This window comes from Streptomyces roseolus, assembly GCF_014649855.1.
GTDB lineage: Bacteria > Actinomycetota > Actinomycetes > Streptomycetales > Streptomycetaceae > Streptomyces > Streptomyces roseolus.
On sequence record NZ_BMTV01000026.1, the window covers coordinates 113,933 to 129,032 of the forward strand.

Here is a 15,100-nt window from a genome sequence, read left to right on the forward strand (position 1 = left end):
CTACTCCTCGCGGGCGGCCTCGGCCTCGGCGCGTTCCGCGTCGAGGCCGGCCTGGGCGTGGAGGTAGAGGTCGCGGACGAACGACCTGGCTTCCGTCAGCGGGATGCCGGAGCCGAGGCCGAGCAGTCGTTCGGTCCAGGCGGCGTGCGGGTCGCCCTGCTCTTCGGCCATGACGTCACTCCTTCGGCCCCCTCTCCTCTCATCGTCCGCCCCGGGCCGACCGCCCGCAATTCCGTCCTCAGGCCGTGCCGCGCACCCGGCGGGCCGTGTCGCGCAGCCAGTGGGCGCTGCGCTTGGGCGTGCGCGTCTGGGTCGCGTAGTCGACGCGGACGAGGCCGAAGCGCTGGGCGTAGCCGTACGCCCACTCGAAGTTGTCGAGGAGCGACCAGGCGAGGTAGCCGCGGACGTCGGCGCCGGCCTCGCGGGCGCGGGCGACGGCGGCGAGGTGGGCGGAGAGGTAGGCGGTGCGGTCGCGGTCGTCGACGCGTCCGCGGGCGTCGGGGACGTCGTCGTAGGCGGCGCCGTTCTCGGTGACGACCACGGGGGTGCCGGGGTAGTCGCGGGCGATGCGCAGCAGCAGGTCGGTGAGGTCGTGGGGCATGACCTCCCAGTCGAGTCCGGTGACGGGCAGGCCACCGTGCGGGAGGTTGCGGGTGACGGGGCGGCCCTGGGCGTCGGTGGTGGAGCCGTGCTGGTCGGTGCCCGAACTGCGCATCGAGCGGTAGTAGTTGACGCCGAGGGTGTCGATGGGGGTGGCGATGGCGGCGAGGTCGCCGTCGTGGACCGGGATCTCGACGCCGTGTGCCGCGAGGTCGGCGATCAGGTCGTCGGGGTAGCCGCCGCGCAGGATCGGGTCGAGGTAGAAGCGGAAGCCGAAGGCGTCGGCGCGGCGGGCGGCCTCGCGGTCGGCGGGGCTGTCGGTGGCGGGGGCGCTGGTGCCGAGCAGGTGGGTGACGGCGAGGTCGAGCGGGCGCCGGGCTTCGGCGCGCAGCCGTCGGGCGGCGAGGCCGTGGGCGAGGTGCAGGTGGTGGACGGCGGCGACGCCGTCGGCGAGGGAGCGTCCGCCGGGCGCGTGGACGCCCTCGACGTGCCCCAGGACCGCGGAGCAGAACGGCTCGTTGAGGGTGGTCCAGTGGGTGACGCGGTCGCCGAGCCGGTCGTGGACGAGCGCGGCGTAGTCGGCGAAGCGGTGGGCGGTGTCGCGGGCGGGCCAGCCGCCGGCGTCCTGGAGCTCCTGGGGCAGGTCCCAGTGGTAGAGGGTGAGCCAGGGGGTGATGCCGTGGTCGAGGAGCGCGTCGACGAGCCGGTCGTAGAAGGCGAGTCCCTTCGGGTTGGCCGGGCCGCGCCCGCCGGGCTGGACGCGCGGCCAGGAGACGGAGAAGCGGTACGTGTCGAGCCCGAGGTCCGCCATGAGGGCGACGTCCTCGGGCATGCGGTGGTAGTGGTCGCAGGCCGTGTCGCCGGTGTCGCCGTTGTCGATCGCACCGGGCACGCGGCAGAAGGTGTCCCAGATGGAGGGGGTCCGGCCGTCCTCGGCGACGGCGCCCTCGATCTGGTAGGCGGAGGTGGCGGCGCCGATGCGGAAGTCGGGCGGGAGGCGGGCGATCAGGGCGTCGTCGGCGGGGAAGCGGGCGTCGGCGGACATGGATGGGCGCTCTCCGGTGGTGGCGGTACGGGGGCGGGGTCAGGGCAGGACGTGGTCGGCGTTCAGCACCGTGCCGCGCTCGGGGCGGTACAGGTCGAAGCCCCGGGTGTCGCACTGGAGGCCGCCGTTGATGCAGTGGTCGACCAGCGCCTTGAGGGTGCGCTCCTCCCAGGCGTTGAAGAAGTCGTAGTGGAAGGAGTAGCCGCGGCCGCTGGCCAGGCGGACCCGGCTCATGTCGCCGTTGACCGGCCAGGCCATCTTGAACTCGATCATCGGCAGGGCGACCGGGTGGGAGGCCGGGCACATGTTGTCGTTGGTACCGGGCTTCACGACCGGGTAGGCCATGTGGCTCTGGTGGTCGGGCGTGTCGAGGTGCAGGCCGTTCCAGCAACTGGGCGCCTGCATGCGGAGGTTGAGCTGGACGTCGGGCCGGCTCGGACAGCTCGCCGGGATGTCGGTGTTGAAGAAGCTGTCACCGCACTCCCAGCCCTCGACGAAGCCCTTGTGGCTCCGGAACTGCTGCTCGGTCTGCATCGGGTTGCCGACGACGAACCGCAGTCCCTTCGGGAAGGGCCGGACGCTCCGGTAGTCGGTGACGCCCGCCTTGTAGTAGATGACCTGCGGGCCGACGGGCAGGATCTTCTGGTCGCCGTTGTACAGCGAGGGCATCCAGTAGGCGGAGGCGTCCGCGGGTGCCTTGCAGGTGGTGGTGCCTCCGTGGAGCGTGCCGGTGGTGCTGGCGGCGTCGGTGGAGGTGTTGCCCATGAACGTGTGGTCGTGGGACTTGCCGAACTGGCCGGGGTAGACGATCGGGTCGTCCGGCGCGGTGTGGGAGACGGCGCAGCCGGCCTGGAACTCGTGGTGGTAGGCCGGGGGCGGGGTGGCCGTGGACGGGACGACGCCGGTGACCGGCGGGTTCGCCGGGATGTACCCGTCTCCGTCGGCGTCGTCGCCCGACGCCTGGGTGGAGGCGGCCATCCGGTGCCCGACGTGGTGGACGGCCGCGGCGACGGCGGGCGGGACGCCGCCCTCGGGGTCCGTGGCCTGGGCGACCGTGCCGATGCCGAGGGCGCCGGCGATGAGGGCCGTGCTGACGAGGAGTACGGAGAGCCGCTTCGGACTCGATCTCATGGGGATCTCCTGCCCGTGGGGGTGGGTGCGCGTGAACGCGGGGACGCCACGCGACTGATGGGGTGGCGGTTGCGCTTCGTGCGGTGGTGCCGGGGTGGCGGGGCCGAGCGGCGGGCCCCGCCACCCGTCAGGGAGGCCCGGGTCGTCAGCTGTAGACGCCGAACTCGTGGAGCGAGTAGCCCCAGCCGGTGCCCCGGGCGGTCAGCTGGAGCTTGACGTAGCGGGCGGTGGTGGAGGTCTCGACGGTGTCGACGTCACCGTTGCCCGTGGTGGTGGTGTGCACCGTCCGCCAGGTGGTGCCGTCGTCGGACACCTGCACCTCGTAGGACTTGGCGTAGGCGGGGTCCCAGACGAGCTGGAGGGTGCGGATGGGCTTGGCCGAGCCGAGGTCGACCTGGATCCACTGCGGGTCGCTCCAGTCGCTGGCCCAGCGGGTGGAGGGGTTGCCGTCGGTGGCGTGGGAGGCGGGGCAGGGGCAGTCGCCGTAGGAGGCCTGGGCGGAGGAGGCGGTGGTGGGCCTGTTCAGGGCGAGGTTCGTGCCGCTGACGGGAGGGGCGACGACCTTCACCGACTTGGTCTCGATGCCGGCGTTGCCGCGGCCGTCCTCGGCCTGGATGTAGACCTTCCAGACGCCGAGCTTCTCGGGAGCGGTGACGGCGAAGGTGCCGTTGCCCAGGGAGCGCCACCGCGCGTCGACGAGGCGCTTGTCGCCGTTGGCGTAGTTGCCGCTGAGGTAGATCTTGGGGGTGATCGGGTCGCCGTCGGGGTCGCGGATGTCGGCGCGGACGGTGAACTCGCGGCCGGCCGGGGCCGCCGTGGGCGTGCTGACGGTCATGTTCGTGATGACGGGCGGGGTGTTGTCACCCGTGGTGGAGCCGGCGTACGCCTTCTTCACCGCGTAGTACGACAGCCGCTTCAGACCGTCCGGGAGGAGGTTGAACCAGACGCCGCCGAAGTCGTGCTCCAGGCCGTAGTGGAACATCGTCGCACCCAGGGCCACGCCCCGGTGCCCGGTGACGCACTCCCAGGCCTTCGTGTAGCCCTCGGCCTTCTGGACGTCGGTCGGCTCATCGGGGACGCCGTTGACGTCGTCGGGCACCTCCCACTCGCCGGCGTTCCCCGTCTCGGTGATGAGGTACGGCTTGTCGTACCCGCCGTCGATCCAGTCCTGGCGCACCCCGCAGATGTCGCCGTAGGCGTTCATCGAGTACAGGTCGAGGTCGGGGGCGTTGCGCTTGTAGTACGGCCAGGCGCCGGTCCACGCGTCCGTGGACGTGACGGGGTGGTCGGGGTCGATGGAGTGGATCTTCTTGGCGACGTCGTTGACGAAGGTCGTGTACGCGTTGCGCTGGTTCTCCAGCTCGGTGCCGCTGTAGCAGTTCTGCAGGCCGAGGACCGACTCGTTGCCGACGTTCCACATCAGTGTCGCCGGGTGGGACTTGTAGGTGTCGACCCACTTGGCGAACTCGGTGAGCATGGTGTTCTTGTACGTCGTGTCGGTGACGTAGTCGACGCAGCCGCCCGAGCCCGGTCCGCCGCCCGGCTGGAGCCAGAAGCCGTTCATCACCTTCAGGCCCTGGGCGGCCGCGGCGTCGAGCAGGGGCTTGCTGGAGGCGTCGGTCCCCCAGGTGCGGAGGGTGTTGACGCCCATCGACCTCAGGTCCGGCATGTAGCGGGGGGCGTCGGCCATCGCCGGGCCCCAGGTGAGTCCCTTGACCGTGTACGGCTGTCCGCCGACGGTCAGCCGCCAGTCGCCCTGCGAGCCGGTCACCCTCACCGCGCCGGCCGGCGGGGGGTTGGTTCCGCCGTCAGTGCCGTAGACCTGGAACTCCCACAGGGAGTAGCCGTATCCGGTGGCACGAGCGAGGCCCTGCATGCGGACGTACCGGCCCGAGCCGGAGACGGCGAGGTCGTCGGTGCCGCCGTCGCCGCCCGTCACGGTCTTCAGGGTGCGCCAGTCGGTGCCGTTGTCGGACGCCTGGATCTCGTAGTTCCTGCCGTAGGCGCCCTCCCAGGTCAGGACGACGCGGCTCAGGTCCTTGCGGGCGCCGAGGTCGACCTGGAGCCACTGGGCGTCCGTCCACTGGCTCGCCCAGCGGGTGCCGGTCAGGTTGCCGTCGACCGCGGCGGACGCGGCGTAGCCGGCGCCCTCGACCGAGGAGGCGGTGGCGGTCCTCCCCTGGGAGAGAAGGGTCTCGGCGGCGGTGGCGGGCGCCGCGGTGAGCACGGTGACGGAGGCGGCGAGCAGGGCGCCGAGGGACACGAGCGAGGCCGTGGCGCGGGCCCGCCTTCGTGCGGTCGGGGCGGTGGTCATGAAGGCTCCTGGACGGGGAGGGGGAGGGGTCGTCCTTCCGGGCGGCGCGGCGGGACGGGGCGTCGCCCGGAAGGGGTGGGAGGGCCGGGGCGCGGCGGCGGGCGCCGCGCCCCGGCGGGTCGTCACGGGAAGTGGACGACGGTGGAGGGCACGGTGGAGGTGCCGGCGGGGATGGTGGACGCCCCGGTGTCGTTGATGACGTGGTTGTAGTGGCCCATGCCGCCGAGGGACACCACCAGGAGGCTGTGGAACTTCACCCCGGGCTTGACGGGCGCCTTGAAGCCGTGGTCCTGGACGATGGTCGGGTCCACGTTGTAGTTGCAGTAGCTGCCGAGTCCCCACGCCTCGTGGGTGTTCACGGAGTCGTCGACGCGGTAGGCGGCGTAGCCCTTGGTGGCGCCGTTCTGGATGGCGGCCTGGTTGGGGGCGTCGTACGCCTTCTCGTTCTGGTAGAAGATCGTGCGGCCGCGCTCGCCGTACCACTCGACGTCGTACTTGTTGAAGTGCTCGACGAACAGGCCGGTGGCCAGCACGTCGTCGCCGTTGACGCGGACGCCGTAGTCGGCGCGGTTGGTCTCCCAGCCCCAGCCCTCGCCGTGGTCGGCGCGCCACACCCAGGTGTGGTCGATGATGGCGTCGTCGCTGTTCACGACCATGCTGGTGGTGGCCTTGCCGACGTGGGCGCCGCCGATGCGGATGTACACGTCCTGCACGGTGGTGGGGTTGGCGGCGTGGTCGGCGCCGGCGCCCTGCGGGCCGATCTCCAGGAGGGTCGGGGAGTTGACCGGGCCCGCGTCGATCAGGAAGCCGGCGAGCCGGACGCCGTCGACGTCGGCCACCCGCATCGCGGTGACGCCGTTGTCGGGGATGATCGTGGCGAGGCCGAGGCCGAGCACGATCGTGTTCGCCCGGTTCACGTTGATGGTCTGGTCGACGTGGTAGACGCCCGGGGTGAACAGCAGGTGCAGGCCCTGGGCGAGGGCCTGGTTGATGGTGGCGGCGGTGGTGCCCGGCTTGACCACGTAGAACTGGCCGAGCGGGATGGACTCGCCCTGCGGGGTGCCGTTGGCCCAGGTGGTGCCGCGGGCGTTCACGCGCTTGGCCGGCGCGAAGACCTTGTACTCGCCGCCGTCGAGGTAGAGGTAGGGCTTCTCGCGGGAGATCGGGGTGGTGTCGAGCGTGGTGTAGCGCGGCTCGGGGAAGGAGGTCGCGGGCGCGCCCTCGGTGCCGGAGAAGGTCTGGTTCCAGACGCTGTTGGACCAGCCGCCGATCGAGCTGTCGCGGGTGTACCACTGCTGCTGCGAGTAGTTGCCGACCTGGCCGTCGATCTTGGAGTCGGCGATGTAGCCGCCGGAGGCCCAGCCGTAGCCGTTCGGAGCGAGGTTGAGGCCGCCCTTGACGTGCATGCGGCGGAAGGAGGACGCCTGCGAGACCGCCCACCGGTTGGTGCCGCTGACCGGGTTGAGGGTCAGGCCCTCGGCGCCGCGCCAGAAGTTCTGGGTGGCGTTGCCGTTGAACCAGCCCGCGTCGACGGTGACGTCGCCGTTGATGACGGTGTCGCCCGGGCGCAGCCCGAGGCCGGCGATCTGGGTGTAGAAGCCGATCTGCGCGTTCAGGTTGTTGTACGTGCCCGGCTTGAACAGGAAGGCGTGACGGCCCGAGCCGAACTGGGCCGACTCCTGCTCCTGGAACACCTGGTCCAGCTTGCCCTGGATGTTCGGGGTCGACGGGTCGATGACGTGCACGTTGGGGCCGAGGTCGCCGCCGCCGGGCAGCGTCGGGCCGGTGCCGTCGGTGGAGCCGTACACCTGGAACTCCCAGAGGGAGTAGCCGTATCCGGTGCCGCGGGTGAGGCCGTTCATGCGGACGTAGCGGCCGGAGCCGGAGAGGGTGACCTCGTCGGTGCCGCCGTCGCCGGCGGAGACGGCGGTGACGGTGCGCCAGTCGGTGCCGTTGTCGGAGGCCTGGATCTGGTAGCTCTTGCCGTAGGCGGCCTCCCAGGTGAGGACGGCCCGGCTGAGCTGCCGGCTGGCGCCGAGGTCGACCTGGAGCCACTGGGGGTCCTGCCACTGGCTGGCCCAGCGGGTGCCGAGGTCGCCGTCGACGGCCGCGGAGGCGGGGAAGACGGCTCCTTCGACGGTGGAGGCGGTGGCCGTCTTCCCCTGGGAGAGCAGGGTCTCGGCGGCCTGGGCCGCGGTCGTGGGGACGACCGCGAGCAGGGTGCCGGCCAGGGAGGCGACGAGGGCGCCGATCGTGGTGCGGCGGAGGGGGGACGCGGGGCGCCGGCGTGGCGGCGGGGACCCAACGGAGGACATGGATCTCCTCGGTGATACGTGGCGGACACATGGGAGAGCGCTCTCCGAAACCTTGCATGCGGGGCGACTCGACGGTCAAGGCATGCGACATGACTTTTCTTTTGGCTTGCATTAAGCATCGATCGGAGGCGGCGGCCGCGCGGCGGCGTCTGCACACCCACCGGACACACCGCACCGATAAAGTGCGTGGATGGGGAATCGAGGACCGACCCTTGAGGACGTCGCACGCGAGGCGGGGGTGTCGCGCGCCACGGTGTCCCGCGTGGTCAACGGCGTGCGGAACGTGGCTCCGGAGATCCAGGACGCGGTCCGCGCGGCCGTCGCCCGCACCGGCTACGCCCCCAACCAGGCCGCCCGCTCGCTGGTCACCCGGCGTACCGGCGCGGTGGCCCTGGTCCTGTCGGCGACCGGCGGCTCCTTCACCGCCCGCCTCTTCTCCGACCCCTTCTTCGGACGCGTGGTCGACGGGGTGCTCCCGGTGCTGCGCGAGCGCGCGGTCCAGCCGGTGCTGCTCGTCGCCGAGTCCGAACCGGCCCGCCTCCAGCTCGTCGACTACCTGCGGCGCGGCGGCGCCGACGGGGCCGTCGTGGTGCCGCTCGACGAGGACGACCCGCTGCCCGGGTTGCTGGTGGCGGCAGGGCTGCCGACGGTCCTCTTCGGACGGCCGCGCGCCGGGGTCCGCTGCGGCTGGGTGGACCTGGACAACGGCGCGGGCGCACGGCTCGCGGCCGAGCACCTGTGGGCCGTCGGGCGGCGCCGGCCGGCGGTCATCGCCGCCCCGGTGTCCGCCCCGACCGCGCGCGAGCGGCTCGACGGCTTCACGGCCGCGCTCGCGAGCCGCGGCGTGACCGCCGTGCCGGTCGAACGGGGCCGCTTCACCGAGGAGAGCGGGCGACACGCGATGGCCCGCCTGCTCGCACGGCACCCGGACGTCGACGCGGTGTTCGCCGCCAACGACCTGATGGCCCGCGGCGCCTGCCGCCACCTCGCCGAGCGGGGCCTCGCCGTGCCCGGGGACGTCGCCGTGGTCGGATTCGACGACTCGGTGGCCGCCCGGGACGCCGCCCTCCCGCTGACCACCGTGCGGCAGCCGGTGGAGGAGATGGCGGCCGCGTTGACCGGGCTGCTCCTCGGACAGCTGGACGGGAGCGCTCCCCGGGCCGGCTCGAAGGTCTTCGAGCCGGCCCTGGTCGTCCGCGCGTCGGCCTGACGCGGCTTCCCGCACGCCGCCCCGCGGCTCACTCCCCCAGCGAGTCCAGCAGGGCGGCCTGTTCCGTGACCCGCTCGGCGGACCAGGTGTCGAGCCAGGACGCGAACTCCCCTTCGTAGGAGCGCGGGACGGATTCCACGCGCATCACCAGAGCCAGGTAGACGCGGTAGAGGGCGAGGCGGATCCGCGCACCGGCGTCGAGGGACAGGGCGGGTGCGACGGAGCGGTAACCGGCCAGGAAGTCGGGATCGTCCTCGGCCGAGCCGAGCGGGTCGAGCCCGACGAACTCCGCCAGGGGGTCGCCGAAGAAGGCGCGTTCCCCGTCGATGAGGCCGTTCAGGCGCCACGGGCCGGCTCCGGTCCGGTCGAGGACGAGGTTGCCCGGCCAGGCGTCGAAGTGGACGAGGGCGGGACGGTCGACCTCGGCGAGGCGGTGGCCGAACCGGGCGGGCAGCCCGCCGAGGAGTCCCGCCGGGACGGGCAGGGCGACGCCGAACCGGTCCGCGTCGGCGAGGACGGCGTGGAGCATGGCGGTGAACGCGCCGGGCCAGTCGGGCGCGCAGAGCCCCAGGGCGGGCCGGGGGTAGCCGTGGACCGGTCCGGTGACGGAGGCGACGCGGGCCAGGGCCTCCCCCAGCCGGCGGCGCAGCGCGGCGGTGTCGGCCGGGGTGAGCTCGGCGCGGGAGGCGTCCCAGGTGGCGCCGTCGAGGTAGGTGAGGAGCAGCCACTCGGCGGGGGTGTCCGCCCCGGCCGGCTCGTGGTGGAGGACGGCCGGGACCCGGACGCCGGCCCGCGCGGCGAGGCGGTGGAAGAGCGCCTCGGTACCGAGGAGGCCCCGCTCGTGGGCGAGGGCGGGCGCCCCCTCCTCGGGTGCGGTCTTGAGCACCAGGCGCCTTCCGTCCTGGAGCTCGACGAGGTCGGCGGAGTTGTAGAGGCCTCCGGAGAGCGGTGTGCTCCGGACGACCGTCACCGGCCCGAGGACACGGCACACCCGCTCGGCGGTGTCGTCTCCCCCTCGCCGGGAGCGCGGAACGGTGGTGTCGGTCATGGGACTCTCCTCGTCTGCGGCCCGGTGAGGGATGGTGCCCTGCTCGGGCACGGCGCGGAAGGCCGCCCGCCGTCGGCGGGCGGCCTTCCGGGCGGTCGCGGCGGCGGGTCAGCCGCGCGGCTCCCGGTGGGCGCGGATCAGCTCCGCGTAGCGGCGGCCGCTGGTCTTCACGGTCCGCTTCTGGGTGGCGTAGTCGACGTGGACGAGGCCGAAGCGCTTGTCGTAGCCGTAGGCCCACTCGAAGTTGTCCAGGAGCGACCAGGCGTAGTAGCCGGCGAGCGGGGCGCCCTTGCGGACGGCGCTCGCGCAGGCGGCGAGGTGCTGCTCCAGGTAGCGGGTGCGGTCGGGGTCGTGGACGGCACCGTCGGGGCCGACCGCGTCGGGGAAGGCGGAGCCGTTCTCGGTGACGTACAGCTCGCGGACGCCGTACTCCTCGGTGAGCCGCAGCAGCAGGCTCTCCAGGCCCGCCGCCTCGATCTGCCAGTCCATGCCGGTGCGGGGCACGTCCGGGAGGCGTACTTCGCGGGCGTACGGGACCGGGCCCTCGGGGTCGTCGGCGACGGTGACCGGGAAGTAGTAGTTGAGGCCGTGCCAGTCGAGCGGGGCGGCGATGAGGTCCATGTCCCCCGCTCGCTCGGGGAGTTCGACGCCGTACAGCTCGCGCATGTCGGCGGGGAAGCCGCGTCCGTGGACCGGGTCGAGCCACCAGCGGTTGGTGTGGCCGTCCATGCGGCGGGCGGCGGCGAGGTCCTCGGGGCGGCCGGAGGCCGGCTCGACGGTGGAGTGGTTCGTGACGAGGCCGACGCGGGCACCGGGTGCGGCGGCGCGGACGGCCTGGACGGCGAGGCCGTGGCCGAGGAGCAGGTGGTACGAGGCGCGGACGGCGGCCGTGAGGTCGGTCAGGCCCGGGGCCATCCGGCCCTCCAGGTGCCCGATCCAGCCGGAGCAGAGCGGTTCGTTGAGGGTCGCCCACCGGGTGACCCGGTCGCCCAGGCGCTCCGCGACGACGGAGGCGTACGCGGCGAGGTGCTCGGCGGTGGCGCGCTCGGTCCATCCGCCGTGGCTGTCCCGGACCCGGTCCTGGAGGGCCTGCGGGAGGTCCCAGTGGTACAGGGTGACGGACGGGGTGACGCCGGCGTCGAGGAGGCCGTCGACGAGCCGGTCGTAGAAGTCGAGTCCGGCCTTGTTGACGGGCCCGTCGCCGCCGGGGACGACGCGCGGCCACGCGATGGAGAGCCGGTAGGCGTCGGTGCCGAGCTCCTTCATCAGGGCGATGTCCTCGCGCCAGCGGTGGTAGTGGTCGCAGGCGACGTCGCCGTGGTCGCCGTTGTCGATCGCACCGGGGACGCGGGAGAAGGTGTCCCAGATGGAGGGGGCGCGGCCGTCCTCGGCGACGGCGCCCTCGATCTGGTAGGCGGAGGTCGCCGTCCCCCAGGAGAAGGAGGGCGGGAAGGCCGTCAGGTCGAGCGGCGCGGCGGTGGGGTCGGACACGGGGTGCCTTTCTGCGGTACGGGGCTGAGGGGGCGTCACTTGACCGCACCCGCGGTGAGGCCGGCGACGAGGTAGCGCTGGAGGAGCAGGAACCCGGCGACGACGGGGACGCTCACCACGAGGGAGGCGGCCATCACCTGGTTCCAGTAGACGTCGTTCTGGGTGGCGTAGCCCTGGAGCCCGACGGCGAGGGTGCGGGTGGTGTCGTTGGTCATGACGGAGGCGAAGAGGACCTCGCCCCAGGCGGTCATGAACGCGTAGATCGCGACGGCGACGATGCCGGGGCGGGCGGCCGGGACGATCACGCGGAACAGTGCCTTGACCGGGCCGCAGCCGTCGACCTTCGCCGCCTCGTCCAGCTCGCGCGGGATCGAGTCGAAGTACCCCGTGAGCATCCAGATGGAGAAGGGCAGCGAGAAGGTCAGATAGGTGAGGATCAGGCCTTCGCGGGAGCCGAAGAGGGCGAGGCCGGTGGCGTTGCCGATGTTGACGTAGATGAGGAAGAGCGGCAGCAGGAAGAGGATGCCGGGGAACATCTGCGTCGACAGGACGGTGACGGTGAAGACCCGCTTGCCGCGGAAGGCGTAGCGGCTGACGGCGTACGCGGCGAAGACCGCGACGGCGACGGAGAGGACGGTGGCGGCGCCGGCGACGACGATCGAGTTCACGAAGTAGTCGGCGAGCGGGACCGTCTCCCAGATGTCCGCGTACGGGCGCAGGGTGAACGTCGAGGGGATCCACTCGAACTTCCCGGAGACGTCCTCCAGCGGCTTCAGCGAGCTGGAGACCATCACGTACACCGGCAGCAGGACGAAGCCGGTGAGGAGGGCGAGGACGATCCGCCGGGTCCACAGGAAGGAGCGGGGCGGGGCCATCGGGGAACGCGGGCGGGGCGCCCGCCCGTGGGCGGCGTCAGACATCGGAGGTCTTCCTTCCGCGGGTGGTGAGCAGGAGGTAGACGCCCGTGACGAGGAGGAGGAAGAGCAGCAGGAGCACGGACATGGCCGAGCCGGTGCCGAAGTTCCACGTCTGGAAGGACGACTGGTAGATGTGGAGCGAGATGAGGTCCGCCGCTTCCGGGGCCGCCTCGCCGAAGAGGACGAACGGCGTGTTGAAGTCGTTGAAGGTCCACAGGAAGAGGACCAGGACGAGGACCTGGTTGACGGAGCGCAGGGACGGCAGGGTGATGTGCCGGATCTGCTTCCACACGCCGGCTCCGTCGAGGGCGGCGGCCTCGTACATCTCCCGGGGGATGTTCTGCAGGCCGGCCATGACGGTGAGGAAGGCGAAGGGCCAGCCCTTCCAGACGGAGACGGCGAGCAGGGCCCAGAAGCTGTTGTCGCCGATGAGCCAGAAGGCGGGGCTGTCGCCGATGCCGAGCTGGTCGTGCAGGACGTGGTTGATGAGGCCGTTGTCGCGCTGGAACATGAACGCCCAGGTGATGACGGCGGCGTAGACGGGCAGCGCGTACGGGACGAGGAACAGGGTCCGCAGGACGCCCCGGCCGCGGAAGTTCTCCTGGAGGAGGACCGCGGCGGCCGTGCCGAGGAGCCAGCACAGGCCGACGGAGAGGACGGTGAACTGGCAGGTGGTCAGGAAGGACTTGAGCAGCGACTGGCCGACGGCCGCGTCGAAGTCGAGCGAGACCGAGAAGTTGTCCAGTCCCGACCAGGGGGCGGCGGCCCAGTCGCGGATGTAGAACTGGGTGAGCTCCTTGAAGCTCATGACGATGCCCATGAGCATCGGTACGAGGTGGACGAGGAGTTCGAGGAGCAGGGCGGGCAGGAGCAGCAGATAGGGCAGTGCGAGGCGGCGACGCCCGGAGCGGCGTGCGGTGCGCGCCCCTCCGGGTGTGGCCTTGCGCACCGCCGGCTCCCGCGCGGGGGTGACGGCGGTCTGGGTCATGGGGCCGGTGCCTACTTCTTCGGCATCTGCTGCTGGGCCTTGTCGAGCTTGGCCTTGACGGACTCGGTGGTGACGGGGCGGCCGGCGGCGGCGTCGGCGAAGAGCTCCTTGACGGCGGTGCCCACGACGGTCTCGAACTGCGACTCCTCCGGGACCTGCGGGAGGGCGGCGGCGCTGGTGGCGAGGGTGTCGCGGATGACGGCGAGGGACGGGCCGGAGAAGGCCGGGTCCTTCTGGGCGGCCTTGACCGGGGGCACGGAGCCGTAGGTCTTGTTGAGGGCGATCTGCTCCTCGTCGCTGGTCATGAACTCCACGAACTTCAGGGCGCCGTCGAGGTTCTCGGTGTTCTTGAAGACGGCCATGTTGATGCCGGCGACCATGGAGTTGGTGGCGGTGCCGGTGCCCGGCTCGCCGGAGGGGACGGGGGCGGGGACGACGCCCCACTCCTCCTCGGACATGCCCTGGGAGGCGAAGGTCTGGGACGGGGTCTGCCAGAGGACCATGCCCGTCTTGTCCTTGGCGAAGTCGCTCAGGGACTGGTTCTGGGCGTACTCGGCGTTGCCGGGGGCGACGATCTTGTGGGTGGCCATGAGGTCGACGTACTGCTTGACGGCGGCGACGGCGCCGTCGGAGGTGAAGTCCGGCTTGCCGTCGGCGGTGAAGAAGTCGGCGCCGTGCTGCTTGCCGAGGACGAAGACCTGGTGGATGTTGTTGGAGAGGTTGGAGCCCTCGACTCCGATGCCCCACTTGCCGTCCTTGCTGAGCTTCTTGCCGGCGGCGACCACCTCGTCCCAGGTCGTCGGCGGCTTGGCTATGCCGGCGTCCTTGAACATCTGCTTGTTGTAGTAGAGGGCGTAGGCCATCGAGTAGAGCGGGACGGCGGCCGGGTCCTTGCCGGGGGCGCCGGTGGAGCCGAGGGCGGAGTCGACGAAGCGGTCCTTGCCGCCGATGGCCTCGAAGTTCTTCGCGTCCCAGGGCAGGAGGGCGCCGGTGGCCTGGAGGGAGGCGCTCCAGGTGTTGCCGATGTTCAGGACGTCCGGGCCCTGGCCGGAGGTGGTGGCGGTGAGGATCCGGTTGAGGAGGTCGGACCACGGGATCACCTCCAGGTTCACCTTGATGCCGGTCTTCCGCTCGAACTCGTCCAGCTCGGGCTGGAGGACCTTCTTGTCGACCTCCAGGCTGGAGCCCTGGTTCGTGGCCCAGTAGGTGAGGGTCTTCGTCGCCTGGCCGCCGCCGTCCTCTCCGCCGCCACAGGCGGTCGCGGTGAGGACGAGGGAGAGGGTGACGGCACCCGTGACGGCGGCTCTGATTCTGCGCATGGCTCCTGGTCCCTTTCAGGGAAGGCGGGAGTACCGACAGGGGGAGCGCCCGGACCGCTCTCCGCCGCGTCGGCTTAATTTAGGATGTGAGTTAAACCCCATGAGAAGGTCGCGTCAAGGCTTGTCGTGCGGGTATGTTGCAGCGGACGACTACGAGGGGCGGGGACGAGAGTGCACGCGAAGAGTGGCCGCACGGTGCGCGACCTGCGGCGCGAGAACCGGACCGCGGTGCTGCGCAGGCTCTACTTCGACGGCCCGATGAGCCGGCTGATGCTGGGCCCCGCGACCGGCCTCTCCTCCGGCTCGATCAGCAACGTGGTCGCGGAGCTGGTGGCGGAGGGCCTCGTCGAGGAGGCCGGCAGCGTCGACTCGGCCGGCGGGCGCCCCCGCACCCTGCTGCGGATCGCCCCGGGCAGCGGCTGCATGATCGGCGTCGACATCGGCGAGACGCGGGTCCGGATCGAGCTGTTCGACCTCGCCCTGACCGAACTCGCCCGCACGGAGCGCCCGCTCGCGACGTCGGGGCCGCGGACGGGGCGGTACGAGGTCGGGGTCGTCGTCGATCACCTCCGGGACGGCATCGCGGAGGTGCTGCGCACGGCGGAGGTCTCCGCGGAGCGGCTGCTCGGCGTGGGCATCGGCGTCCCCGGCATCGTCGAGCACACCGGCGCGGACGGGGCGGTCGTGCACGGCCAGACGATCGGCTGGGACGCCGTCCCGCT

General features: G+C 72.0%; 12 protein-coding genes. 2 read left to right on the forward strand and 10 right to left on the reverse strand.

Annotated elements, in window-relative coordinates; genetic code table 11:
• From IE245_RS27870 to IE245_RS27890, 5 genes are all read right to left on the reverse strand, one after another.
• Nucleotides 1-171, reverse strand: coding sequence for a hypothetical protein (locus IE245_RS27870; RefSeq protein ID WP_189952426.1), 171 nt, complete (start codon nucleotides 169-171; stop codon nucleotides 1-3).
• Between the two features lie 67 nt (nucleotides 172-238).
• Nucleotides 239-1,645 carry a GH1 family beta-glucosidase gene (locus tag IE245_RS27875; RefSeq protein ID WP_189952428.1) on the reverse strand — a complete coding sequence of 469 codons (1,407 nt, stop codon included), beginning with the start codon at nucleotides 1,643-1,645 and terminating at the stop codon, nucleotides 239-241.
• Between the two features lie 39 nt (nucleotides 1,646-1,684).
• The gene (locus tag IE245_RS27880) at nucleotides 1,685-2,776 is read right to left on the reverse strand and encodes a DUF1996 domain-containing protein (protein ID WP_189952430.1); all 1,092 of its coding nucleotides are present in this window, start codon (nucleotides 2,774-2,776) and stop codon (nucleotides 1,685-1,687) included.
• Nucleotides 2,777-2,921: 145 nt separating this feature from the next.
• The gene (locus tag IE245_RS27885) at nucleotides 2,922-5,090 is read right to left on the reverse strand and encodes a discoidin domain-containing protein (protein WP_189952432.1); all 2,169 of its coding nucleotides are present in this window, start codon (nucleotides 5,088-5,090) and stop codon (nucleotides 2,922-2,924) included.
• 122 nt (nucleotides 5,091-5,212) lie between these two features.
• On the reverse strand, nucleotides 5,213-7,405 hold the full coding sequence (locus IE245_RS27890; RefSeq protein WP_189952434.1) for a discoidin domain-containing protein: 2,193 nt from the start codon (nucleotides 7,403-7,405) through the stop codon (nucleotides 5,213-5,215).
• Between the two features lie 190 nt (nucleotides 7,406-7,595).
• Here IE245_RS27890 and IE245_RS27895 point away from each other — a divergent pair, with 190 nt between their 5' ends.
• Nucleotides 7,596-8,615, forward strand: coding sequence for a LacI family DNA-binding transcriptional regulator (locus IE245_RS27895; protein WP_189952436.1), 1,020 nt, complete (start codon nucleotides 7,596-7,598; stop codon nucleotides 8,613-8,615).
• A gap of 28 nt (nucleotides 8,616-8,643) precedes the next feature.
• On the opposite strand, the gene IE245_RS27900 is transcribed toward IE245_RS27895, so the two are convergent.
• The 5 genes from IE245_RS27900 to IE245_RS27920 form a co-directional block, all read right to left on the reverse strand.
• Nucleotides 8,644-9,663: a phosphotransferase family protein gene (locus IE245_RS27900; RefSeq protein WP_189952438.1), complete on the reverse strand. Its 1,020-nt coding sequence runs from the start codon at nucleotides 9,661-9,663 to the stop codon at nucleotides 8,644-8,646.
• A gap of 108 nt (nucleotides 9,664-9,771) precedes the next feature.
• Nucleotides 9,772-11,154, reverse strand: coding sequence for a GH1 family beta-glucosidase (locus tag IE245_RS27905; protein WP_189952440.1), 1,383 nt, complete (start codon nucleotides 11,152-11,154; stop codon nucleotides 9,772-9,774).
• Between the two features lie 35 nt (nucleotides 11,155-11,189).
• Nucleotides 11,190-12,074: a carbohydrate ABC transporter permease gene (locus IE245_RS27910; RefSeq protein ID WP_189952442.1), complete on the reverse strand. Its 885-nt coding sequence runs from the start codon at nucleotides 12,072-12,074 to the stop codon at nucleotides 11,190-11,192.
• Nucleotides 12,067-13,059, reverse strand: coding sequence for a carbohydrate ABC transporter permease (locus IE245_RS27915; protein WP_189952445.1), 993 nt, complete (start codon nucleotides 13,057-13,059; stop codon nucleotides 12,067-12,069). The genes IE245_RS27910 and IE245_RS27915 overlap by 8 nt, the downstream gene beginning before the upstream one ends.
• Nucleotides 13,060-13,070: 11 nt before the next feature.
• The gene (locus IE245_RS27920; RefSeq protein WP_189952447.1) at nucleotides 13,071-14,378 is read right to left on the reverse strand and encodes an ABC transporter substrate-binding protein; all 1,308 of its coding nucleotides are present in this window, start codon (nucleotides 14,376-14,378) and stop codon (nucleotides 13,071-13,073) included.
• A gap of 171 nt (nucleotides 14,379-14,549) precedes the next feature.
• Here IE245_RS27920 and IE245_RS27925 point away from each other — a divergent pair.
• Nucleotides 14,550-15,100, forward strand: a 551-nt coding sequence (locus tag IE245_RS27925; RefSeq protein WP_189952449.1) for an ROK family protein, incomplete at its 3' end; no start/stop codon positions are given.